Raw genomic sequence first — 23,067 nt, 5'->3', positions numbered from 1 at the left:
GTGCGCATCGAGTGGATCGCTCTCGCACGCTAACACGGCCGTCGCTCGCGTGCGGGGCGAGGTCATCAGGGCGCGAGGGCCAGCGGCGCAGCGGTCGCGGCGACGATCTCGTCAGCGCTGACACCGGGGGCCAGCTCGACGAGCGCGAGGCCCGCCGGGGTCACGTCGATCACGCCGAGGTCGGTGATGATCCGGTCGACGCAGCCCCTGCCGGTGAGCGGGAGCGTGCACTCGGCGACCAGTTTCGCCGAGCCGTCCTTGGCGACGTGCTCCATGACGACGATGACGCGGTCGGCGCCGGAGACGAGGTCCATCGCACCGCCCATGCCCTTGATGAGCTTGCCGGGCACGGTCCAGTTGGCGATGTCTCCGCGCTCGGAGACCTGCATGGCGCCGAGCACCGCGGTGGCGATGCGACCGCCGCGGATCATCCCGAAGCTGGCCGCGGAGTCGAAGTAGGAGGCGCCGGCGAGCACGGTGACCGTCTCCTTGCCCGCGTTGATGAGGGCCGGATCCTCCTCGCCCTCCCAGGGGTAGGGGCCGACGCCGAGGATGCCGTTCTCCGAGTGCAGCACGACCGTGATGTCGCTCGGGAGGTGGTTGGGGATCAGCGTCGGCAGGCCGATCCCGAGGTTGACGTAGCTGCCATCGACGAGTTCGGCCGCGGCGCGGGCGGCCAGTTCATCGCGCGTCCAGGGCATCAGCGCGCTCCTTCCCGTGACCGCACGGTCGTCTTCTCGATGGGTCGCTCGGCCGACTGCTCCGGCGTCAGCTGGATCACCCGGTCGACGTAGATTCCGGGCAGGTGCACCTCGTCGGGATCCAACTCCCCGGGCTCGACCAGCTCGTCGACCTCGGCGATCGTGACGCGCGCGGCCATCGCCGCGAGCGGGTTGAAGTTGCGCGCCGACTTCTCGAAGACGAGGTTGCCGTGGCGATCGCCGCGGGCGGCCCGCACGAGCCCGAAGTCGGAGCGGATGGCGTGCTCCAGCACGTACTCGCGGGATTCGCCGAGCGAGTCGAAGCGCTGGGTCGGCTTGGGGGGCGAGACGATCGCGACCGAGCCGTCGGGCGAGTAGCGCCACGGCATTCCGCCCTCGGAGACCACCGTGCCCACCCCGGCCGGGGTGAAGAACGCGGGGATGCCCGTTCCCCCCGCGCGCATCCGCTCGGCGAGCGTGCCCTGGGGCGTCAGTTCCACCTCCACCTCGCCGCCGAGATACTGGCGGGCGAACTCGCGATTCTCACCGATGTAGGAGGCGATGATGCGGCGGATCCGCCCCGAGGAGAGCAGCACCCCGAGCCCCCAGCCGTCGACACCGCAGTTGTTGGAGACGACCTCGAGCTCGCTCGCGCCCTGCTCGAGCAGAGCGCGGATCAGCACGATCGGTACGCCGACGAGGCCGAAGCCGCCCACGGTGAGCGTCGCACCGCGCGGGATGTCGGCGACCGCGGCGGCCGCCGAGGCGAAAGTCTTGTCCATTCGGCGGTCCTCCATTGGAACGGTCACGGGCGAGCGGTACGATCACTATTAGAACATCGGTTCACGATGCGCACAACCGGTCGCCGGGGCGCGCATCCGTTCACAGGAGAACAGCCATGACCGCGAGCTTCGTCTACGACGCCATCCGCACCCCCTTCGGCCGCCTGGGCAAGGGCCTCGCCGGAATCCGCCCCGACGACCTCGCCGCCCACACCGTGCGCGCGCTGCTCGCGCGCCACCCCGGGCTCGACCCCGCCGCGATCGACGACGTGATCCTCGGCGACGCGAACCAGGCCGGGGAGGACAACCGCAACGTCGCACGCATGGCGGCGCTGCTCGCCGGGCTGCCCACGACGGTGCCCGGCGTGACCGTCAACCGGCTGTGCGGGTCGAGCGTCGAGAGCGTGATCCAGGCCAGCCGGGCGATCGAGAGCGGTGACGCCGAACTCGTACTCGCGGGGGGCGTCGAGTCGATGAGCCGGGCCCCATGGGTCACCCTCAAGCCCGAGCGCCCCTACTCCCCCGCGCCCGCCACCATGCACTCCACGACCCTCGGCTGGCGGATGACCAACCCCGCCATGCCCGACCGCTGGACGGTCGCCCTCGGCGAGACCGCCGAGATCCTCGCCGACCGCTTCGCCATCTCGCGCGAGGAGCAGGACGCCTTCGCCTCGCGCAGTCACCGGGCGGCCGCCGCCGCGTGGGACGCCGGCGTGTACGACGACGAGGTGGTCCCCGTGCCCGGCACGACCCTCACCCGCGACGAGGGGATCCGGGCCGATGCCTCGGTCGAGTCGCTCGCCCCGCTCGCGCCCGCCTTCCGCCCGGACGGCACCGTGACCGCGGGCAACTCCTCGCCCCTCAACGATGGCGCCTCGCTGCTCCTCATCGGCGGGGAGCGCCCGCCGATCGACGCCGAGCCGCTCGCGCGGATCACCGGCCGCGGGGTCGCGGGCAACGACCCCGACATCTTCGGCATCGCCCCGGTTGAGGCGGCGAACCGCGCCCTCGCCCGCGCCGGGCGCAGCTGGGCCGAGGTGGACCTCGTCGAGCTCAACGAGGCCTTCGCCGCGCAGTCGCTGGCCTGCCTGCGGCTCTGGCCGGAGCTCGACCCGGCGAAGGTCAACGTGCACGGCGGGGCGATCGCGATCGGTCATCCGCTCGGGGCGTCGGGCGGCCGGATCATCGGTCACCTCGCCCACGAGCTGCGTCGCCGCGGGGGCGGGGTCGGTGTCGCCGCGATCTGCATCGGAGTGGGGCAGGGGCTCGCCGTAGTGTTGGAGGCGTGATGGAACCCCGGGCCGCGGAATCGGAGGCGGCCGCCCCCGAGGCGAGCGGCCAGTTCGTGCAGTCGCTCGCCCGTGGACTCGACGTGGTGCGCTCCTTCGACGCCGAGCACCCCCAGCTGACCCTCTCGGAGGTGGCCGCGCGCACCGGGCTGAACCGGGCGACCGCGCGTCGCTTCCTGCTCACGCTGACCGAGCTCGGCTACGTCGCGAGCGACGGACGACTGTTCCGGCTCACGCCGCGGATCCTCGAGATCGGCTATCGCTACCTGGCGGGCCTCAGCCTTCCGGAGCTCGCCGAACCGTTCCTCGAACAGCTCTCGCATCGGCTCGAGGAGTCGACCTCGCTCTCAGTGCTCGACGGCGACGCGATCGTCTACGTCGCGCGCGTTCCCACCCGCCGCATCATGAACGTCGCGATCACGATCGGCACCCGCTTCCCCGCCGCGATCACCTCGATGGGGCGCGTGCTGCTGGCGGCGGGCCCCGAGTCCGCCTGGCCGGATGACCGCCGCGAGGTGCTCGAGACCGTCCGCGCACAGGGCTGGGCGATCGTCGACCAGGAGCTCGAGCGCGGTCTGCGCTCGGTGGCCGCGCCCATCCACGGTGCCGACGGGCGGGTGGTCGCCGCGATCAACGTGTCGACGACGACCGCGACGGCGAGCCTCGAGCGCATTCGAACGGAGTTCCTGCCCGCGGTGCTGGAGACGGCCGCCGCGATCGACACCGCGGTCGCGCAGGCACGCCCGCACACCCCGCTGGGCGCCCTCCGCCCCGGACAGCCGCGCTGAGGCCGCGCCGTGGCGGGACGCACCTCGACCCCGGGCGCCACCGTGCTGGGCCGCGCGCTCGGACTCCTGCGCGCCTTCACCGAGGATGACGACCCGCTCACCCCGCTTGAACTGGGCCGCCGCGCGGGGCTCGCCCGGTCGACGGCGCACCGCCTCGTTGCGGAGCTGGTCGCTCTGGGCATGCTCGACCGCCTGCCGGACGGCACGGTGACGCTCGGTTCGGGCCTCTGGGAGCTCGGCGAGCTCGCCCCGCTCAGCCTGCGGATGCGCGAACGCGCCCTTCCCCACTTGCAGACGCTCTACGAGGCGACCGGCGAGAACGTGCACCTCGCGGTGCTCGCGGGCACCGACGCGCTGTACGTCGCGCGCGTCACCGGCACGAGCTCGATCCCGACCGTGACGCGCATGGGCGGCCGCCTGCCGCTGCACACGACGGGGGTCGGCCGGGCTCTGCTCGCCGGCCGCGACGAGGAGTGGCTGGCCCGCTACTTCCTGATCCCCCGCGAGCGCGAGACCACCTTCTCGCTGACCGAGGAGGCGCCGCTGCGCGCCGAGATCGAGCGCACCCGTTCGCGCGGCTACGCCACGACGCGGCAGGAGATGACGCTCGGCAATGTGTCGATCGCCGCCGCGCTCCCGGTCGTCGCGGGGCTGCCCCCGGCCGCGCTCGGCGTCGTCACCCACATCGGGCGGGCGGACGAGGGGCGCATCGCGCCGCTCGTGGTGCGGACCGCCGCGGCGATCGGGGCTGCGCTGGCTGCCCACTGAGTGGGACGAAGTGCTGGAGGCAGGGCATCCGCTCTGCGACGCTGAGGCCGTGACCGACACCCAGACAGCGCTGTCCGCCGAGATCGCGGCCCGCCACGCCGAGTACGAGGCCGCCGTCGCCGGCGGCGCCCCGCGCGCGACCGGCCCGCTGCTCGACTTCGCCCCGTACCGTTCGAGCATCCTCCGCCACCCCACCAAGAATCCGAAGCTCGTCGACCCGGAGACGATCGAGCTCGTCTCCCCCGCGTTCGGTCAGCGCGACGTCGGCGAACTCGAGGCCGACCTCACCATCCAGCACAGCGGCGAGCCGCTCGGGCAGCGGATCGTCGTCTCGGGACGCGTCCTCGACGACCTCGGGCACCCCGTGCGCGGCCAGCTCGTCGAGATCTGGCAGGCGAACGCGGGCGGTCGCTACATCCACCAGCGCGACCAGCACCCGGCGCCGCTCGACCCCAACTTCACCGGGGCGGGGCGCTGCCTCACCGATGACGACGGCGCGTACCGCTTCACCACGATCAAGCCCGGCGCCTACCCGTGGCGCAACCACGCCAACGCCTGGCGCCCGGCGCACATCCACTTCTCGCTCTTCGGCAACGCCTTCACGCAGCGCATCGTGACGCAGATGTACTTCCCCGGCGACCCGCTCTTCGCCCTCGATCCGATCTACCAGTCGATCCCCGAGCAGTCCGCGCGCGACCGGCTGGTGTCGAGCTACGACCACGAGCTCACGAGCCCGGAATGGGCGCTGGGTTATCGTTGGGACATCATCCTGACCGGGCCGCAGGCGACCTGGTTCGAACCGGAGGGCGGCGAGGCATGAGCGCGCGACTCGCCCCCACCCCCGGCCAGACGGTGGGCCCGTTCTTCGGCTACGGGATGCCCTACCCCGGCGGCCCCGAGCTCGTCACGCCGCACAGCCCGGGCGCGATCGCGCTGTTCGGGCGGGTGCTCGACGGCGACGGTGCGCCGGTGCCGGATGCCCAGCTCGAGATCTGGCAGACCGACCCGCGCGGCTCGGCCCCGCGCGCCACGGGCTCGCTCCGCCGTGACGGCCTGCACTTCACCGGGTTCGGGCGCGCGGCGACCGACGCGGAGGGCGCCTACCGGTTCTGGACCCTCACCCCCGGAGCACGACCCGGTGCTGCCCCGTTCATCGCGGCGATCGTCTTCGCCCGCGGCCTGCAGGACAAGCTGCACACGCGCATCTACCTGCCCGACGACACGACGGCGCTCGTCGCCGACCCCCTGCTGTCGAGCCTCGCACCGACGGAACGGGCGACCCTCGTCGCCGAGCGCACCGCCGAGGGCTGGCTGCGCCACGACATCCGCCTGCAGGGCGAGGGAGAGACGGTGTTCCTTGCCTACCGATGACGCGGCGCTCGATGTCGGCCTGCTCTCGCCGATCACGGCCGGGCGCGACGCGCTCGTCTCGGACGCCGCGATCGCGCGGGCGATGGTCGAGGCCGAGCTCGCCCTCGTGCGCGCGTCCACCGCGGTCGGAATCACCCCCGCGGAGGCGGCCGAGGTCATCGAGATCGTGCTCGCGGGCTACCGGCCCGACCCCGCGGAGCTCGCCCGGCGGGCGGTCGCGAGCGGCAACCCGGTGATCCCGCTCGTCGCCGAGCTGCGGGCGCTCGTCGACGTCGGCGACCTGACCGCCTCGCGCTGGGTGCACCGGGGCGCGACCAGCCAGGACATCGTCGACACCGCCCTCATGCTCGTGGCGAGCCGCGCGGTGGCCGCCATCGACACCTCCCTCAGCGAGGTCGAGCGGACTCTCGCCGCGCTCGCCGACACCCACCGCGGCACCCTCATGGCGGCGCGCACCCTCACCCAGCAGAGCACCCCGACCACCTTCGGTCTCGTCGCGGCGGGCTGGGCGCTCGCGGTTCGGGATGCCCGCAGCGGGCTGCCCGCCACCGGCACCGGCACCGGCGTGGGCCGCGGCGCCGCGCTCCCCGCCCAGCTCGGCGGTGCATCGGGAACGCTCGCCGCGTTCCGCGAGATCGGTGGGAGCGCGGCCGCCCGCGAGCTCCCCGCCCGCTTCGCCGCCGAACTCGGCCTCCAGGCCCCGCTGGCGCCCTGGCACACCCGCCGCGCGCCGGTCACCCGGCTCGGCGACGCGCTCGCCTCCGTGGTCGACGCGCTCAGCCAGATCGCGACCTCGGTCGCGACGCTGGCCCGCAGCGAGATCGCCGAACTCGCCGAGGGCGTCGGGGGCGGCTCGTCGACGATGCCGCAGAAGCAGAACCCGGTGCAGAGCATCCTGATCCGTTCGGCCGGCCAGCGCGCTCCGGCACTCGCCGCCGAGCTGCACCGTAGCGCCGCCCTGGCCACGGACCAGCGCCCCGACGGCCCGTGGCACGCGGAATGGCCGGCACTGCGCGAGCTGCTGCGGCTCGCGCTCGGCACCGCGGCGACCGCCGCCGAGCTGGTCGCGGGCCTGCGCGTCGATACCGGCCGCATGCGCGCCACCCTCGACGCGGGCGGTGCGCTGCTGCTCGCCGAGCGCGTCGCGCTCGCCCTGTCGCCGGTGCTCGGCGCCGCGGTCGTGACCCGGCTCCTCGATCGCGCGACCGCGGGCGAGGATCTCGCCGCGCTCCTGCTCGCCACGGGCGCGGTGGACGAGGCGACGGTCGCGGATCTGCTCGACCCCGCCCGCTATCTCGGCGAATCGGACTCGATCATCGACGCCGCCCTGCTCGCGCTGGGACACCGTTCGTGACGATTCCCGCGATCAGCGCGACCGCGCCGGTCGGCCCCGCGGATGCCTCGCTCCTGCTGCTCGGACCCTCGCTCGGCACCTCCACCCTCGTCTGGGAGCCCGCCGCCACCCGCTTGAGCGAGCGCTACCGCGTCGTGCGCTGGGACCTGCCCGGGCACGGGCGCTCTCCCGCCGCCACCGCCCCGTTCACGATGGCGGAGCTGGCGCTCGCGGTCGCCGCGCTCGCCGAGGAGGCGGGCGCGGATGAGCCGGGCATCCTGTTCGCGGGCGTCTCGATGGGCGGCGCGGTCGGGCTCGAACTCCTGCTCGCGCGACCAGGGCTCGTGAGGGCCGCCGCGATCCTCTGCTCGGGCGCCGTGATCGGTTCGCCGGAGGGCTGGAGGGAGCGCGCCCGGGCGGCCCGCAGCACGGGCACCGCCTCGCTCGTCGTCGCGAGCGCCGAGCGCTGGTTCGCCCCGGGCTCGATGGCGCGCGACCCCGATCTCTCCGGCCGCTTGCTGCACTCGCTGCGCGACGCCGATGACGAGAGCTACGCCCTGTGCTGCGAGGCCCTCGCCGGGTACGACGTCCGCGCGCGTCTGGCCGAGATCGCGACCCCGGTGCTCGCGGTGTGGGGCGGCCACGACGCGGTCACCCCCCAGGCCTCGGCCGCCGAAATCGCAAGCGGGGTGCCGCACGGCCGACTCGCCGGCCTCCCGGAGGCGGGCCACCTCGCCCCCGCCGAGCAGCCCGCCGCGGTGACCGAACTGCTGACCGCCTTCTTCGAGGAGCACGGATGACCGACCCCACCGATCCGGGCCGAGACGCCCCCCGCCACGACGACGACCGCTACGATGCGGGCCTCGCCGTGCGGCGCGAGGTGCTCGGCGACGCCCACGTCGATCGCGCGATCGCGGCGACGACGCCGGTGACGAGCGAGTTCCAGAACCTGATCACGCGCTACGCGTGGGGCGAGATCTGGGCCCGCCCGGGGCTCGCCCGGCGCGATCGCAGCATCGCCGTCATCAGCAGTCTCATCGCGCTGGGCAGCTGGGACGAGCTGCCCATGCACCTGCGCGCCGCTCGCCGCAACGGTCTCGGCGACGACGAGATCATCGAGGTGCTGCTGCAGTCCGCCATCTACGCGGGGGTGCCCGCCGCCAATCACGCCTTCGGCATCGCCCGCGAGGTGCTCGCCGAGGAGGCACCGTGACCACGCGGCTTCGAACGCGCGTCGCGATCGTCGGAGCGGGGCCGGCCGGCCTCCTCCTCTCCCACCTGCTCCACCGCGACGGCATCGAGTCGATCGTCATCGACAACCGCAGTCGCGACGAGATCGAGTCGACCATTCGCGCGGGAATCCTCGAACAGGGCACCGTCGATCTGCTCGTCGCCTCGGGCGCGTCCGAGCGCGTGCTGGTCGACGGCCACCGCCACGAGGGCATCGACCTGCACTTCGACGACGCGGCCCACCGCATCGACCTCACCGAGCTCACCGGTCGCGCGGTCTGGCTGTACCCGCAGCACGAGGTGCTCCGCGACCTGCTCGCCCGACGAAGCGCCGACGGCGGCGAGGTGCGATTCGGATGGTCGGCCACCGCCGTTCGCGACGCCGACTCCGCCACCCCGGTGGTCGTGGGAACTGACGCCGACGGTGCTCCGTTCGAGATCACCGCCGACGTGCTGGTGGGCGCCGACGGCTCCCGCAGCGTGGTGCGCAAGGCGATCAACGGGACGGATGCGCCGGGGTACTTCCGCGAGTACCCGTTCGCCTGGTTGGGCATCCTGTGCGAGGCCCCGCCGAGCGCACCCGAACTCATCTACAGCGCCTCCGACGAGGGCTTCGCGCTCATCAGCCAGCGCAGCGAGACCGTGCAGCGCATGTACCTGCAGTGCGACCCGGAGCTCGACCACACCACGATGAGCGACGCCGAGATCTGGGACGGCCTGCAGCGCCGCGTGGGCGGCACCCGGCTCATCGAGGGTCGGATCTTCCAGCGTGACGTGCTGCGGTTCCGCAGTTTCGTCGCGCGGGGGCTCTCGCGCGGCAACGTCTTCCTCCTGGGCGACGCCGCGCACACCGTGCCCCCGACCGGCGCCAAGGGCATGAACCTCGCCGTCGCCGACGTGGTGCTGCTGCACGCCGCGCTCCGCGAGCAGGCGGCGGGCGGCGGGCGCGGGCTGCTCGACGGCTACGCCGCGGCGGCCTCCGAGCGCATCTGGCGCGCACAGCACTTCTCCTGGTGGATGACATCGATGCTGCACGCGACGCCGGAGGAGAGCGCGTTCGACCGCCAGCGCCGCTTCGGCGAGCTCCGCTCGGTCGCCGGCTCCCGCGCGGGCAGCACCTTCCTCGCCGAGGCGTACACCGGGTGGCCCCTCACTTTCACTCTGTGAAGTCCGCTTTCAATTATTGATCCGGGGTGTCAGGATGACCGGATGACCTTTCCCACCGAATTCCTCGTCGGGGCCGCCACGGCCGCCCACCAGAACGAGGGCAACAACGTCAACAGCGGCCACTGGTACCAGGAGAACCTGCCCGGGCGCCCCGCCGAACTCCGCAGCGGCGACGCTGTGGACATGTATCACCGCTGGGAGGCCGATCTCGACCTGCTCGTCGAGCTGGGCCTCAACACCTTCCGCTTCAGCCTGGAGTGGTCGCGGATCGAGCCGAGCGAGGGCTTCTTCTCCCGCGCCGAGATCGCGCACTACCGCGCGATGATCGAGGGCTGCTTCGCGCGCGGTGTCACCCCCGTCGTGACCGTGCTGCACTTCTCGCTGCCGCAGTGGTTCGAGGCGCGCGGCGGCTGGCTCGCCGAGGGCGCCGTCGAGCTGTTCGAGCGCTACGTCGCCGCCGTCGCGCCCATCCTCACCGACGTGCCGTGGGTCGTGACCATCAACGAGCCCAACCTCATGGCGATCGTGCCCGTCTTCGAGAAGATGATCGCGGCGGGGATCCCGATTCGCGGCCTTCCGATGCCCGACCCCGAGTACGTGCCCTCCGCGATCGCCGCGCACCGCGCCGCCGTGCGCGCCCTCCGCGCGGGTGGGGTGCCGCGCGTGGGACTCAGCCTTGCGATGCACGACTTCATCGCGGAGCCCGGTGGCGAGGCCGCCCTGCAGGCGCACCGCGCCGCCGCGGAGGACCAGTTCCTCGACGCGACGGAGGGCGACGACTTCGTCGGCGTGCAGGCGTACACCAACCTCCGCTTCGGGCCCGAGGGCGTGCTGCCCCCGGCCGAGGACGCCGAGAAGACGATCGTGGGCTGGGAGTTCTGGCCGAACGCCGTGGTCACCGCCGTGCGCCACGCCTGGGAGTACACGGGCGGCCGGATGCCCGTCCTCGTCACCGAGAACGGGATCGCGACCGCGGACGACAGCCGTCGCATCGCCTACACGCGCGCCGCCCTCACCGGGCTCGAAGGACTCATCGCGGAGGGCGTCGACCTGCGCGGCTATGTGCACTGGACCTACATGGACAACTTCGAGTGGATGGGCGCATTCGGCCCGACCTTCGGACTCGTGGCGGTCGACCGGGAGACCTTCGTGCGCACGCCGAAGCCGAGCGCGCGCTGGCTCGGCCGCGTGGCGGCCGCGAACGCGATCGTCGACTGAGCGGTCATCCGGAAAAAATTCGCGCCGCGGGTTTCACTGAGTGAAAGCCGCTTTCGCGTTTTCCGCCTCGTTGCTGGGGCGTTAGTCGCCGACTAACGCCCCATAGCAACAACCAACTGGCCGCGACGGGATTCCTGCGCTGAACATGGAGCCAGGTCGCTCCGCGCACCCACCCTCTGCACTGTCCAATGAATGTACATGGAGGCATCACTTGACCATCACCCGTCGCCCGGCCACCCGATGGATCGCAGTGCTCACTGCGGCCCTCGTCGCCGGCTCCCTCGCCGGATGCACCGCCGCATCCAGCACCCCCGCCGCGAGCACGAGCACCATCACGCTCGCGTTCGACTCCGACCTCGCGCCGCAGGGCTACGACCCGCTGCGCTACCAGCTCGCCCAGGCGATCATGTACCAGGGCCTCTACGACTCCCTCGCGACGCTAAAATCCGACGGAACCACCGGACCCGGCCTCGCCACCGAGTTCGTCTACAACGCCGACAAGACGAAGCTCACCCTCACCCTCGCCTCCGGCGTCACCTTCACCGACGGGTCGAGCCTGACGGCCGCCCTCGTCAAGGCCAACCTCGACCGCCGCAGCGACCCCACGCTCGTCTCGTACAGCGCCTTCGCCAAGGGCGGTGCCGCCGAGATCAGCTCGGTCGACGTCGTCGACGCGAGCCACGTCTCACTCACCTTCGCCAAGCCGCAGGCGGGCTTCGAGTCCAACCTCACGGGCGTGGCCGGGATGATCGTCGGCCAGAAGGCGATCGACAACCCCTCCCTGCTCGACACCGCGCCCGACGGCTCGGGCCCGTTCCTCCTCGCGAAGTCCACGGTCAAGGGCAGCTCCTACGTGCTGACCAAGCAGAAGGGCAAGGCGGAGGCCTCCCAGTACGCCTACGACACCTACATCATCAAGCCCATCACCGACCCGCAGGCGCGCACCAACGCCGTCATCTCGGGGCAGGCCGACGCGGGCTTCATCACCACGCCGACGGCGGCGCTCGCCAAGTCGCGCGGACTCGGCCTCAGCCAGATCGGCGGCACGGTCACCTCGATGCTCGTGTTCGACAAGTCGGGTAAGACGAGCAAGGCGTTCGCCGACCCGAACGTGCGCGTCGCGCTCGGCCTCGCCATCAACCGCGACGAGCTCGTGAAGGGTCTGCACCCCGGCGACCTCGCCGCCGTCAACGCCCTCCCGAAGGCGAGCCCCGGCTACAGCGCCGACCTCGACACGCAGTACGCCTACAACCCCACCAAGGCGAAGGCGCTCCTCGCGGCCGCCGGCTACCCGAACGGGTTCTCGTTCACCATCATCGGCTCGGCCGAGACCCAGACCGACCTCGAGGCGATCCAGAAGTACTTCGCGGCGATCGGCGTCACGATGACGATCAAGCTCGCCTCGTCGACGCAGGAGATCTTCGCCGCGGTCAACACGACGCCACTCGGCTACATCCCGCTCGGCTGGGGCAACCCGGTCGGCACGATGTTCGGCGTGATCCTCGGCTTCGCCAACCCGCACGGCGAGAAGAGCCCGGCCCTCGCCGGTGCCGCGGGCGCCGTCGCCGCCGCCCAGACGGATGCCGACCGCAAGACCGCGCTCACCCAGCTGAACACGACCCTCGTCTCCTCCGGCTGGATCATCCCGCTCTACGAGCAGCTCACCACCTGGGCCTACAACGGCAAGAAGGTCGCCGCGGTCACCTACCCGGGCCAGAACACGACGCCGCTGCTGTCGTCGTTCGCCCCCGCCAAGTAGCATCACCACGACCGGCGCCGGCGCGCCAGTACGACGCGCCGGCGCCGGTCATCCACCCCCACACGACCAAAGGAGGTCGTCATGGTCGTCTTCGTCCTCAAGAGACTCGGACTCGCCGTCGTCACCATCGTCGTGGTGTCGGTCATCGCGTTCCTGCTCGTGCACGCGGGCACGACCACGCCGGGGGTGATCGCGCTCGGCATGGGCGCGACCCCCGCCGAGATCGCCGCGTACAACCAGAAGATCGGCTGGAACGACCCGCTCGCGCTGCAGTACCTGGCCTGGCTCGGGAAGGCGGTGCACGGCGACCTCGGCGTCTCGCTGACCGACGGGCGCAGCATCCTCAACGACATCCTCACCCGGCTGCCGGTGACCGGTGCGCTCGCAACGGGGGCGACGATCGTCAGCACCGTGCTGGGGGTCGCGCTCGGCGTCACCGCCGCGGTCCGCCGCGGCCTCGCCGACCGCGTCGTGAGCGCCTTCACCGGCATCGTCGTCGCCATCCCCGCGTTCTGGCTCGGCATCGTGCTCATCTTCCTGCTCGCCGTGCAGACCCCGTTGCTGCCCGCGACCGGATTCGTGCCCTTCGAGATCTCGCCCTCCGGCTGGGCCGCCTCGCTCGTGCTGCCCGTTCTCACGCTGGGCATCGGCGGCGCCGCATTCGTGGGGCGACAGACCCGCGCCTCGATGATCGACGCACTCTCGCAGGAGCACATCCGCACGCTCCGCGCCACCGGCACCCCGACCTGGCGGATCCTCTACGTTCACGCGCTCCGCTACGCGAGCCTGCCGATCGTCGCCTCGGTCGCGCTCCAGTTCATCGCGCTGTTCGGCGGCTCGGTGATCATCGAGACCCTCTTCGCGATGCCCGGCCTCGGCCTCGACATCCAGGGGGCGGTCGGCTCCTCCGACTCGCCCGTCGTGCAGGGCCTCGTCGTGATCGCGACCATCGTCGTCGTGATCGTCAACCTCGTGCTCGAACTCGTCTCCGGCATCCTCGACCCGAAACTCCGCACCTCATGACCGCTCCCCTCGCCACCCCCGCCGTCGTCGTCGAACGCCGCGAACCCGCCGCGCGCCGCCGCGCCCCCCGACTGCTGCGCTCCCCGAGCGGCACGCTCGGCCTGCTGTGGCTCCTGCTCATCGTGCTCGCCTCGGCGACGGCACGGCTCTGGCTGCCCTACCCGACCGAGAAGCAGGACCTCACGGCCGTGCTGCAGACGCCGACCGCGGCGCACTGGCTCGGCACCGACGAACTCGGGCGCGACCTCCTCAGCCGCATCTTCGCCGCGGGCGCGGGCACCCTGCTCACGACGAGCATCGCGGCCCTCGTCGCCGTCGGCGTCGCCGTGCCGCTCAGCCTGTGGTCGGCGGGGGCCGGCCCACGGGTGGAGGCGGTGATCAACCGCGTCACCGAGATCGTCATGTCGGTGCCCGGTGTCGTGGTCATGCTCGCCGTGATCGGGGCCTTCGGTACCAACCTCCCGCTCGTGATGGCGGTGCTCGGCTTCCTCATCTCCGCGGGGGTCTACCGCGTGCTCGTCGGCCAGGCGAAGTCGCTGCAGGCCAATCTCTACGTCGATGCGGCGCGCGTGGACGGCGTCCGGCCCGTGGCCGTGAGTCTTCGGCACATCCTGCCCAATATGCTGACCACGATCCTCGTGCAGTTCGTGCTGATCTTCGCCATCGCGCTCATGATCGGCGCGGGCCTCGCCTTCATCGGCTTCGGCCCGCCTCCCCCGGAGCCGAGCTGGGGCGGTCTCATCGGCAGCGCCTCGAAGCACGTCTACGACGCCCCCTGGCTCATGGTGCCCACCGGGCTCGTGCTGATCCTCACCGTGCTCGCCATCAACGCGATCGCCGACGCTCTCTCGGTCGGCGCCGACGCGCCCCCCGCGCAGATCGCACTCGGCCGCGCGGCCCGCCGTCGCCGCCCGATCGCGGCCGTCTCGCCCGCCCCCGCCGGAGTGACCGGCCTCGCCGTCCGCGACCTCGCGGTCGGCATCGACGGAGGGACCACGCTCGTCAGCTCCGTCTCCTTCGATGCCCCGGCCGGCCGCGTGCTCGGTGTGGTCGGCGAGTCCGGCTGCGGCAAGTCGCTCACCGCACTCGCCCTCATGGGGCTGCTGCCGGCCGGCCTCTCCACGACAGCCGGGTCGATCCACTGGGGCGGTCGCGAGCTGGCGACGCTCACCGAGCAGCAGCTCGGCACCATCCGCGGCCACGAGATCGGGTTCGTGGGCCAGGAGCCGATGCGCTCGCTCGACCCGATGTTCACGATCGGGTACCAGCTCGCCGGTGCCGTGCGCCGTCTGCGGCGGGTGCCCGCGGCGACCGCGCGACGCGAGGCCGAGGCACTGCTCGGCCAGGTCGGAATCGCCGACCCGGGCCGGGTGCTGCGCTCGTACCCGCACCAGATCTCCGGCGGCATGGCCCAGCGGGTCGCGATCGCGCTCGCCCTCGCGGGCCGGCCCGCGCTCGTCATCGCGGATGAGCCGACCACCGCGCTCGACGTCACCGTGCAGGCGGAGATCCTCTCCCTGCTGCGCAGCCTCGTGCGCGAGACCGGCATGTCGCTCGTCATCGTCACCCACGATCTGGGTGTCGTCGCCGACATCTGCGACAGCGTCGTCGTGATGTACGCGGGCCAGGTGGTGGAGAGCGGAACGGTGTTCGACGTGCTGGATGACGCGCAGCATCCGTACACGATGGCGCTCCTCGCCGCCGACCCGCACGCCATCACCGACGGAACCCCGGCGAGCCGCCTCGCCTCGATCCCCGGTCAGGTGCCCCAGCCGAAGGACTGGCCGGGCGGGTGCCGCTTCGCCGCGCGCTGCGAGTTCGCGCGCGCGGAGTGCCACGCCCCGGTCGAGCTCGAGGCGCGCAGTGCCGGGAGCGGTGCGGTGCGCTGCGTGCGCGCCGTCGATCTTCACCTCAGCGCGACGCGCTGGACCTCGACGGGAGTAAGCCGATGAGCACGATCGCCGCAGCACCGACCCCGACCGGGACGGCGCCCGTCCTCGAGGTCACCGACCTCGTCGTGCGCTACGGCCGGGGCGGTCGGAACGCCCCCGCCGCCGTCGACCGCGTCTCCCTGCGCATCGCCCCCGGCGAGACGGTCGGACTGGTCGGCGAATCGGGCTCGGGCAAGACCACGATCGGCAAGGCGATCCTGGGGCTCACGCGGGTCGCCGGAGGGAGCATCCGCTACGGCGGGCGGGACATCACGCACGCGGGCCCCCGGGAGAGACGATCGCTCGGCGGTGAGCTGCGCGCGATCTTCCAGGACCCGTTCTCGTCGCTCAATCCGCGGCGCACCATCGGCGCCTCGCTCGCCGAACCGCTGCGGATCCAGGGGATCCCCGCGGGCGAGGCCCTCCAGCGCGCCCGCGACATGCTCGAATCGGTCGGGTTGCCCGCCGAGGCGGTCTCCCGCTACCCGCGCCAGTTCTCCGGCGGCCAGCGTCAGCGGATCGCCGTCGCCCGCGCGCTCATCACCCAACCCGAACTCGTGATCTGCGACGAGCCCGTCTCGTCGCTCGACCTCTCCACGCAGGCCCAGGTGCTGAACCTGCTCGCCGACCTCCGCGCCGACCGTGGGCTCAGCTACCTGTTCATCGCCCACGATATCGCGGTCGTGAGCTTCCTCGCCCAGCGCGTCGTCGTGCTCTACCGCGGCCAGGTGATGGAGAGCGGCCCCTCGCGCGAGGTGACGGAGAACCCCCGCCACCCCTTCACGCAGGCGCTCACGGCGGCCTCGCCAGTGCCGCGTCCCGCCGAGCAGGCGGAGCGTCGGGCGCGGCGCGAGGCGTCCGGGGTGAAGCCCGCGGGCATCGTCGACACCGCCGGGGTGGGCTGCCCCTTCGCGAACCGCTGCCCGCTCGCGACCGAGCTCTGCCGCACCGAGCGACCCGCGCTGCGCGCCCTCGGCGGCGCGGAGGTCGCCTGCCACTACGCCACCGAGTAGTCCCACCGCCCCACCGACCACCCCGACGGGAACCCGCCATGCCATTCGATTCGCACCTCGCCGCCCAGTTCCACCACATCGAGCAGTTCAGTTCCTTCGAGGCCGCGCTCGCGACCCCGGAGGGCGCTGCGCAGTACGCGAAGTGGATGGAGGATCCGGCACCCTGGAGCCTGCCCGAGGGGCTCAGCATCACCGACCGCAGCATCGATGGGCCGCACGGCACCATCCCGGTGCGCATCTACCGACCGGAGGCACCGCTCGACGTGGCGCGCCCCGCACTGCTCTGGCTGCACGGGGGCGCCTTCCTGTTCGGCGGCCTCGACATGAACGAGAGCCACGTCGTGAGCGCGGAGCTCGCCTCCCGGGCGGGCGCGGTCGTGGTGAGCGTGGACTACCGGCTCGCGGGTGACGGCGTGCAGTACCCGGTGCCGCTCGACGACGTCGTCGCGGCGTGGAACTGGCTGATCGCGAGCGCCGACGAGCTCGGCACCGATCCGGCGCGCAGCTCGATCGGCGGCGCCAGCGCGGGCGGAAACCTCGCCACCGCGGCGAGCATGCGCGTGCGCGACGAGGGCGGCCCGCTCCCCCGGCAGATGCTGCTCGCCTACCCGCTCGTGCACTTCCCCATCCCCGCGCTCGACCCCGCCGTGGTGGTGGAGATGCAGGCGCTGCCGGCGATGCTGCACTTCGGCGGCGGCTTCCACGAGTTCATCCTGCACTCGTACATCGGCCGCATCACCGATATCCCCGCGGGCTACGCGCCCGGCAACTTCGCACTCGAGGGCATGCCCCCCGCGGTGATCGCGCCCGCCGAGTACGACGAGCTGCGCCCCTCGGCCGAGCTCTTCGCGCGCCAGCTCCGCTCGGTGGGCGTGCCGGTCGCGGTCGAGCTCGCGGAGGGCATGGTGCACGGCCACCTGGACCGCACCCCCGGGCATCCGGCCGTCGATCGCACCCTGCGGTTCTTCGCCACCGCGCTCGCCTGAGCCGAGGGACGGGCCGCGCTCGCCCCGCGGCGGCCGCTCTGCGCGTCTTCTGCCCCGCGAGCCCTAGCGGGGCGCCGCACCCTTTCGGGCGCCCAGCGAGCGCGCGAGCGGCGGCGCCAGTTCGGCGGCGACCGCCTCGAAGACGCGCACGGCCGGGTTCGTCGTGGCCGCGAGGGAGCAGAGGAGGATCGTCGCGGGCTCGATATCGAGGATGGGAACGTAGCGCAGGCCATCCCGGCGATAGTGGCTCGCGGCCGACGCCGAGGCGATGTTGACGCCCGCCCCCATCGCGACGAGCTCCAGCAGGCCGTCGATGTCGTCGGCGACCGGACCGCGCTTCGGATGCGAGCCGTCCGGGCGCGGGTCGACGAGCCACCAGTCGAGGATCGCCGCCTCGCCCCCAGCGGCACCGACGAAGGTCTCGCCGCTCGTCTCCGCGATGCGCACCGACTCGCGATCGGCGAGCGGATGATCGGCCGGCACGACGAGCACCCGCGACTCCGACCACACGGGGTCGATCCGCACGCGCTCGTCGACGTTCATGGGTCCGGGTGCGAAGACCACGTCGACGCTGCCGGCGAGCAGTTCATCGATCGTGTCGAAGAAGCCCAGTCGCCGCATCTCGAACCGCACGCTCGGCATGCGCTGCACCGCGCTCGTGAGGATCGCGGTCGTGAGCGTGCCCGCGCCCGCCGCCACCATGCCCACCCTCAGGACGGTGACCGGCGAGCTCACCGAGCGGGCCCACTGCAGCACCTCGTTGTGGTCGTCGCGCACGCGGCGGGCCAGTGGCAGCAGCTCCTCGCCCGCCTCGGTGAGGCTCACCTGGCGCGGCGTGCGCTCGAAGAGCTTGACCCCGATCATCCCCTCGAGGCGACTGATCTGCTGGCTGAGCGAGGGCGCAGAGATATTGAGCACCCGGGCCGCGTTGCCGAAGTGCAGCTCATCTGCGAGTACACAAAAATATCGCAGGACATGCAGGGGGATGTCCACCCCGCCATCTTAGGTCGCGACTAACACCCGCGACAGTGATTCCGCCCCGCAGGCCGCGTCTCGGGCACGACGGGTAGGCCCGAGCTAACGACCGTTAGGGCTTTCGAACTGGCCAGCGCCGGCCGCGCATTCGAGACTGAAGCACAAGGCTCACAAGGAGGTCAGCTATGACACACGCACCCGCCCACGACACCGTGTCGTCCCCGTTCGAGGGAATCCTGCCGGGGGCGCCGCTCCCGTACTTCCTGCGCAACGGCGAGGGCGAGAAGTCGATCGTCTTCGACACCGTCTTCGACATTCTGCTCAGCGCGGACGAGACCGAGGGCCAGTACGGCGCCTTCACCACGATCGGGCCGAAGGGCGACCGCATCCCCGCGCACCAGCACCCCACCACCCACGAGATCTTCTACGTGGTCGAGGGGGCGGTCGGCCTGTGGCTCGACGACCAGGCCGACTACCACGAGAAGCGCGTGCTCGAGGCGGGCGACTTCGCCTTCGTTCCCAAGGGCATCGTGCACGCCTACCAGAACCTCGCCACCTCGAAGATCTTCGGGGTCGGCACGGGCGGCTTCGAGCGCTTCTTCCACGGCATCGGCACCCCCACCGACTCGGCGGAGATCCCGACCCGCCCGTACATCCCGCCCTTCGAGCAGATGCTCGCCGCCGGGCAGAAGTACGGCACCGTGTTCCTGCCCGAGTTCAGCTTCCGCGACTAGTGGCGCACGCGGGCGTGCGGCGCGACATTCCGTTCGCGTCGTATCCGGGGTTCCGGCCGCTGTCGCTCGACCTGCATCGGCCGGAGGCGTCGGGGGCCGTGCCGGTCATCCTGCAGCTGCACGGCGGCGGGTGGCGTGTCGGCAGCCGCGGTTCGTTCGCACCCGGCATCAGTGACGCCGACTCCTTCGGCCGGATGACCGCCGCGGGCTTCGCGGTCGCCGCCGCCGACTACCGGCTCAGCGGGGAGGCCCGCTACCCCGCCCAGCTCTCCGACGTGGAGCGCGCCCTGGACTGGGTCGAGGGTCACGCGGAGGAGTTCGCGCTCGACCCCGACCGCGTCGTGCTGTGGGGCGGGTCCGCGGGCGGCACGCTCGCCGCGCTCGTCGGGCTGAGCGGTCGGCGGGGCATCCGGGGCGTCATCGACTGGTACGGCCCCTCCGACCTCCTCGCCATGGCCCGGCACACCCTGGGCACGGCTCCCGCGGGCGAGTCCCGCGAGGACCGCTGGCTCGGCTCCTTCGTGCTCGACGTGCCCGAGCTAGCCCGCGAGGCGAGTCCCGTGCACCGCGTGCGACCGGGCGCACTCCCCTTCCACCTCGCCCACGGCGCGGCGGATCGCGATGTGCCGCCCGCGCAGAGCGAGGCGCTCGCCGACGCGCTGCGTGCCGCGGGAGTGCCGGTCGAGCTCCACCTCGAACCGGGGGCCGGGCACATGTGGTCCGGCGTGGGCGACACCGCCCCGCTCTTCGCCCGCGCCCTCGACTTCGCGCGCCGGGTCAGTGCCGACTGAGCGGGTCGGCGTCGTCCACCCGGAACACGCGCAGTTGCAGCGCCAGGAGCGCGTAGTAGCCGACCAGAGTGCTGAGTTCGAACAGCAGCGGCAGGCCCAGCTGAGCTGCGGCGTCGGCCCAGAGCGCGTCATCGACGTCGCCGTGCGCGAGGGCGTGCGCGACGCGGGTGACGAGGTGCTCGCGGGGGTCATCCAGCTCGGGGAGGCGCCCCGCCCGCAGCTCGGCCAGCAGCTCCTCCCCCAGCCCGGCCGCGCGGGCCACGCTCTCGTGGGCGTGCTGTTCGAAGGCGCTGTTCCAGTGGGCGGCGACGACCAGGATGCCCAGCTCCCGCTCCCGCGCCGTGAACGCCGTGGCGTACCGAACGCCCGCGCCCAGCGCCTGCACCGCGCTGCCGATCTCGGGCGAGAGCAGGAAGGCGTTGAACGGCCCGGCGAGCGACCCGTCGTCGCGGGTGAGCGCGAAGTGCTGCGGACCCGCCGCTCGGGGACCCCGCGCGATGCTGTCGTAGAGCGCCGTCTGCGCCGCGTCGAGCTGCTCGGGCCGGAGTGCGGGAACCCGCATCACAGGGCCCTCAGCCGCACGGTGATGTCGGCGGCGGCGGCGCGCAACTGCGCGAGCAGCGGCCCGCGAAGCGACTCGACGGTGTGGCGCGAGGCGGAGACGGCGATGTTGATCGCCGCGACGGCGGCCGGCGCGTTCCCGTACACCGGCACCGACACCGAGCGGAGGCCCAGCGCGAGCTCCTGGTCCTGGATCGCGTACCCCTGCTGGCGGATGACCGCGAGCCGGGCATCCAGCTCTTCGCGGTTGCGCACCGCATTGGGCCCGCCGTGCACCGAGAAGGCGTCGGGGCCGATGCGCTCGCTGACCTCCTGCGGCGTGAGGGTCGCGAGCAGCAGCTTGCCCATGGAGGTGTACACCGCCGGCAGCGTGGAGCCCACCTGCACGTTGGCGGTGACGAGATCGGCGTTGCGCAGGCGCGCGAGGTACAGCACCTGGTCGCCGAGCAGCACGCCGAGGTTGACGGTCTCGCCCGTGGCGGCGGCGAGGTCGGCGAGGATCTTCTCGCTGACCTGCACGAGACTCGATCCGCGCAGTGCGGCCGAGCCCAGGGTGAGCACGGAGACTCCCGGCCGGAAGCTGCCGTCTGCGGTGCGATCGAGGAAGCCGCCCTCCTCAAGGGTCGACACGATGCGGAACGCGGTCGGCATCGGGATGCCGGTGCGGTCGCAGATCTCGCGCAGTTTGAGCGAGACCGCGTTCTCATCGAAGAGCCGCAGGATGCTCAGCCCCTTCGCGAGCGATTCGATGCGGTACTGGTTGCCCGCCTTGCCCGTCGCGGGTGCGGTCTCGGCCATGGCCACTCCATCTGTTCTGCCCGGCACGCCCTTCGCCGCCGGGCAGCCCGGCATGCGGGAGCCCTCGGCTCGTCGCACGCCGGCTCGCGTTGACGCGACCGGGACGGCCCTGTACGATTCAAAGGACGAAACTAACTTTCAATGAATGAAAGTCTAAGGGAACAATGATCGCTTCGCAACTCCCCACGGCAGGCTCGCCCAGCGCCGCCGACGGCGACTGGCTCGGCCTCACCGGGGCGCGCGTGCTCGTGATCGGCGCGGGCGGCATCGGTGCCGAGTGCGTCGCCGGCTACAGCGCGGCCGGCGCCCGGGTGCTCGTCGTCGACCGGGACCCCGCGGCGCTCGCCGTCCTCGCCGCGCGACTGCCCGGGGTGCAGACGCACGCCGCCGACCTCGCCGTCCCGGGCGCGGGCGACCGAGTCGTCGCCCAGGCGCTCGACGCGCTGGGCGGGCTCGATGTGCTCCTGCACTGCATCGGCATCAACGATCGCCGGCCCGTGCTCGACTTCAGCGAAGACGAGTGGCAGCGCGTCATCGAGATCAACCTCATGACCGCGTTCCGGGTCGCGCAGGCCGCGGGTCGGCACATGGTGGCCCAGGGCAGCGGGCGCATCGTGCTGCTCTCCTCCGTCTCCGGCCAGCTGGCGCACAAGCTGCACGCTCCCTACGCGGCTTCCAAGGGCGGCCTCAACCAGATGGCGCGCGTCATGGCCGCCGAGTGGGCGAGCTCGGGCGTCACGGTCAACACCCTCGCCCCCGGCTACATCGAGACCGGCCTCACCGCCGCCTACCTCGAGCGGCCCGGCGTGCGCGAGGGTCTCGAGCGGCTCGTCCCGGCGGGACGGCTCGGCGTGCCCGGCGACATCGTGGGCCCCGCGCTCTTCCTCTCCTCACCCCGGTCGTCGTTCGTCACCGGCCACGTGCTCTACATCGACGGCGGACGCACGCTCGTCTGACCCGCAGCTCCACCGCTCCGCCCCACCGCCCCACCGCCCCACGGCTCCGCCCCACCGCCCCACCGCCCCACCCATGCAAGGACGCATCATGACCCAGCAGATATTCCCCCGCTTCGCCGGCAAGACCGTGCTCGTGACGGGTGCCGGCACCGGCTTCGGCGCCGAGATCGCCTTCCGCGCCGCGCAGGAGGGCGCGCGGGTCGCGGTGCACTACCGCTCCTCGAAGAAGGGCGCTGAGGAGACGGTCGCCCGCATCGAGGCGATCGGCGGAGAGGCGATCACCGTGCAGGCCGACATCGGCACCTGGGCGGCCATCACGGCGATGGCCGACGAGGTCTGGGCCGCCTTCGGAACGCTCGACGTGCTGGTCAACAACGTGGGCGACGTCTCGAGCGAGCAGATGTCGTGGCGCGACCTCACCCAGGAGGCGCTCGACGCCGTCATCGACATCGACGTCAAGGGCACCCTGCTCATGACCCACGTGTTCGGCGAGCGGATGCTCGAACAGCCCTCCGGCGGCAACATCATCAATGTCGGCTCGACCGTGATCGTGCGCGGCTCGCCCCGCGCGCCCCAGTACGCGGCCGCGAAGTACGCCATCCTCGGTATCACGAAGTCGTACGCGAAGGTGCTGGCGCCCGCCGTGCGCGTGAACACCTTCGCTCCGGGGTTCATGGAGACGGAACGCCTGCTCGGTCGCGAGGACTGGAAGAGCGGCCGCCGTGAGGTGTTGATCGCGCAGACGCCGATGGGGGTCATCCCACCGCCCGCCTTCGTCGCCGGAACCTGCCTGTGGCTCGCCACGGAGGAGGCCGCACACCTGACCGGCGGCTACCTGCTCGCCGACGGCGGATTCAACATGGTCGGCGCTTAGAACCACGAGGAGAGACACC

The 23,067-nt window shown here is 72.3% G+C and carries 24 protein-coding genes; 19 read left to right on the top strand and 5 right to left on the bottom strand.

The genetic code is table 11. The features are described from left to right. Positions 1–65: 65 nt before the first annotated feature. Both G3T37_RS13085 and G3T37_RS13080 read right to left on the bottom strand, forming a co-directional pair. Positions 66–701, bottom strand: coding sequence for a 3-oxoacid CoA-transferase subunit B (locus tag G3T37_RS13085; protein WP_163474331.1), 636 nt, complete (start codon positions 699–701; stop codon positions 66–68). Then, positions 701–1,483, bottom strand: coding sequence for a CoA transferase subunit A (locus tag G3T37_RS13080; RefSeq protein ID WP_163474330.1), 783 nt, complete (start codon positions 1,481–1,483; stop codon positions 701–703). The genes G3T37_RS13085 and G3T37_RS13080 overlap by 1 nt, the downstream gene beginning before the upstream one ends. Positions 1,484–1,599: 116 nt before the next feature. Here G3T37_RS13080 and G3T37_RS13075 point away from each other — a divergent pair, with 116 nt between their 5' ends. From G3T37_RS13075 to G3T37_RS13005, 15 genes are all read left to right on the top strand, one after another. Next, complete coding sequence (locus G3T37_RS13075; protein ID WP_163474329.1) at positions 1,600–2,772, top strand: thiolase family protein; 1,173 nt, start codon at positions 1,600–1,602, stop codon at positions 2,770–2,772. Beyond that, the gene (locus G3T37_RS13070) at positions 2,772–3,560 is read left to right on the top strand and encodes an IclR family transcriptional regulator domain-containing protein (RefSeq protein ID WP_163474457.1); all 789 of its coding nucleotides are present in this window, start codon (positions 2,772–2,774) and stop codon (positions 3,558–3,560) included. Before G3T37_RS13075 ends, G3T37_RS13070 begins: the two co-directional genes overlap by 1 nt. 9 nt (positions 3,561–3,569) lie before the next feature. Further along, entirely contained in the window at positions 3,570–4,328 is a 759-nt protein-coding gene (locus G3T37_RS13065; protein ID WP_338401263.1) for an IclR family transcriptional regulator, read from the top strand. Positions 4,329–4,377: 49 nt separating this feature from the next. Beyond that, positions 4,378–5,148: a protocatechuate 3,4-dioxygenase subunit beta gene (gene pcaH, locus G3T37_RS13060; protein WP_174247787.1), complete on the top strand. Its 771-nt coding sequence runs from the start codon at positions 4,378–4,380 to the stop codon at positions 5,146–5,148. Further along, complete coding sequence (gene pcaG / locus G3T37_RS13055) at positions 5,145–5,699, top strand: protocatechuate 3,4-dioxygenase subunit alpha (protein ID WP_163474328.1); 555 nt, start codon at positions 5,145–5,147, stop codon at positions 5,697–5,699. Before pcaH ends, pcaG begins: the two co-directional genes overlap by 4 nt. Beyond that, on the top strand, positions 5,686–7,053 hold the full coding sequence (locus G3T37_RS13050) for a lyase family protein (RefSeq protein WP_241732429.1): 1,368 nt from the start codon (positions 5,686–5,688) through the stop codon (positions 7,051–7,053). The genes pcaG and G3T37_RS13050 overlap by 14 nt, the downstream gene beginning before the upstream one ends. Beyond that, entirely contained in the window at positions 7,050–7,832 is a 783-nt protein-coding gene (locus G3T37_RS13045) for an alpha/beta fold hydrolase (protein ID WP_163474327.1), read from the top strand. Before G3T37_RS13050 ends, G3T37_RS13045 begins: the two co-directional genes overlap by 4 nt. Beyond that, entirely contained in the window at positions 7,829–8,245 is a 417-nt protein-coding gene (gene pcaC / locus G3T37_RS13040; RefSeq protein WP_163474326.1) for a 4-carboxymuconolactone decarboxylase, read from the top strand. The genes G3T37_RS13045 and pcaC overlap by 4 nt, the downstream gene beginning before the upstream one ends. Continuing rightward, the gene (locus tag G3T37_RS13035) at positions 8,242–9,429 is read left to right on the top strand and encodes a 4-hydroxybenzoate 3-monooxygenase (protein ID WP_163474325.1); all 1,188 of its coding nucleotides are present in this window, start codon (positions 8,242–8,244) and stop codon (positions 9,427–9,429) included. The genes pcaC and G3T37_RS13035 overlap by 4 nt, the downstream gene beginning before the upstream one ends. A gap of 42 nt (positions 9,430–9,471) precedes the next feature. Then, a complete protein-coding gene (locus G3T37_RS13030; RefSeq protein WP_163474324.1) occupies positions 9,472–10,647 on the top strand; it encodes a glycoside hydrolase family 1 protein in 1,176 nt (391 codons plus the stop codon). Positions 10,648–10,858: 211 nt separating this feature from the next. Further along, entirely contained in the window at positions 10,859–12,406 is a 1,548-nt protein-coding gene (locus G3T37_RS13025) for an ABC transporter substrate-binding protein (RefSeq protein ID WP_241732428.1), read from the top strand. A gap of 81 nt (positions 12,407–12,487) precedes the next feature. After that, positions 12,488–13,429, top strand: a complete 942-nt coding sequence (locus G3T37_RS13020) for an ABC transporter permease (RefSeq protein WP_163474322.1) — start codon at positions 12,488–12,490, stop codon at positions 13,427–13,429. Next, positions 13,426–15,381 carry a dipeptide/oligopeptide/nickel ABC transporter permease/ATP-binding protein gene (locus G3T37_RS13015; protein WP_163474321.1) on the top strand — a complete coding sequence of 652 codons (1,956 nt, stop codon included), beginning with the start codon at positions 13,426–13,428 and terminating at the stop codon, positions 15,379–15,381. Before G3T37_RS13020 ends, G3T37_RS13015 begins: the two co-directional genes overlap by 4 nt. Then, positions 15,378–16,373, top strand: a complete 996-nt coding sequence (locus G3T37_RS13010) for an oligopeptide/dipeptide ABC transporter ATP-binding protein (RefSeq protein ID WP_163474320.1) — start codon at positions 15,378–15,380, stop codon at positions 16,371–16,373. Before G3T37_RS13015 ends, G3T37_RS13010 begins: the two co-directional genes overlap by 4 nt. Before the next feature lie 38 nt (positions 16,374–16,411). Beyond that, positions 16,412–17,359: an alpha/beta hydrolase gene (locus G3T37_RS13005; RefSeq protein WP_163474319.1), complete on the top strand. Its 948-nt coding sequence runs from the start codon at positions 16,412–16,414 to the stop codon at positions 17,357–17,359. A 63-nt stretch (positions 17,360–17,422) separates the two neighbouring features. On the opposite strand, the gene G3T37_RS13000 is transcribed toward G3T37_RS13005, so the two are convergent. After that, on the bottom strand, positions 17,423–18,352 hold the full coding sequence (locus G3T37_RS13000) for a LysR substrate-binding domain-containing protein (protein ID WP_163474318.1): 930 nt from the start codon (positions 18,350–18,352) through the stop codon (positions 17,423–17,425). A gap of 167 nt (positions 18,353–18,519) precedes the next feature. Between G3T37_RS13000 and G3T37_RS12995 the strand changes: the two genes are divergently transcribed. Continuing rightward, positions 18,520–19,068, top strand: a complete 549-nt coding sequence (locus G3T37_RS12995; RefSeq protein WP_163474317.1) for a quercetin 2,3-dioxygenase — start codon at positions 18,520–18,522, stop codon at positions 19,066–19,068. Continuing rightward, the gene (locus tag G3T37_RS12990; protein WP_206673836.1) at positions 19,068–19,859 is read left to right on the top strand and encodes an alpha/beta hydrolase fold domain-containing protein; all 792 of its coding nucleotides are present in this window, start codon (positions 19,068–19,070) and stop codon (positions 19,857–19,859) included. Before G3T37_RS12995 ends, G3T37_RS12990 begins: the two co-directional genes overlap by 1 nt. Here G3T37_RS12990 and G3T37_RS12985 read toward each other — a convergent pair. Further along, on the bottom strand, positions 19,846–20,421 hold the full coding sequence (locus tag G3T37_RS12985; protein WP_163474316.1) for a carboxymuconolactone decarboxylase family protein: 576 nt from the start codon (positions 20,419–20,421) through the stop codon (positions 19,846–19,848). The two genes, G3T37_RS12990 and G3T37_RS12985, sit on opposite strands and share 14 nt — an antisense overlap. Next, positions 20,421–21,218: an IclR family transcriptional regulator gene (locus G3T37_RS12980; RefSeq protein WP_163474315.1), complete on the bottom strand. Its 798-nt coding sequence runs from the start codon at positions 21,216–21,218 to the stop codon at positions 20,421–20,423. Before G3T37_RS12980 ends, G3T37_RS12985 begins: the two co-directional genes overlap by 1 nt. Positions 21,219–21,382: 164 nt before the next feature. Here G3T37_RS12980 and G3T37_RS12975 point away from each other — a divergent pair, with 164 nt between their 5' ends. Both G3T37_RS12975 and G3T37_RS12970 read left to right on the top strand, forming a co-directional pair. After that, positions 21,383–22,174, top strand: coding sequence for an SDR family NAD(P)-dependent oxidoreductase (locus G3T37_RS12975; RefSeq protein ID WP_163474314.1), 792 nt, complete (start codon positions 21,383–21,385; stop codon positions 22,172–22,174). 88 nt (positions 22,175–22,262) lie between these two features. Next, on the top strand, positions 22,263–23,048 hold the full coding sequence (locus G3T37_RS12970) for an SDR family NAD(P)-dependent oxidoreductase (protein WP_163474313.1): 786 nt from the start codon (positions 22,263–22,265) through the stop codon (positions 23,046–23,048). The last annotated feature ends 19 nt before the right edge of the window (positions 23,049–23,067 follow it).

Origin of the sequence: Galbitalea soli, assembly GCF_010686725.1 — a bacterium.
GTDB classification, from domain to species: domain Bacteria; phylum Actinomycetota; class Actinomycetes; order Actinomycetales; family Microbacteriaceae; genus Galbitalea; species Galbitalea soli.
The sequence above is the reverse complement of the archived record's forward strand: the minus strand, read 5'-3'. Positions and strand labels throughout refer to the sequence as shown.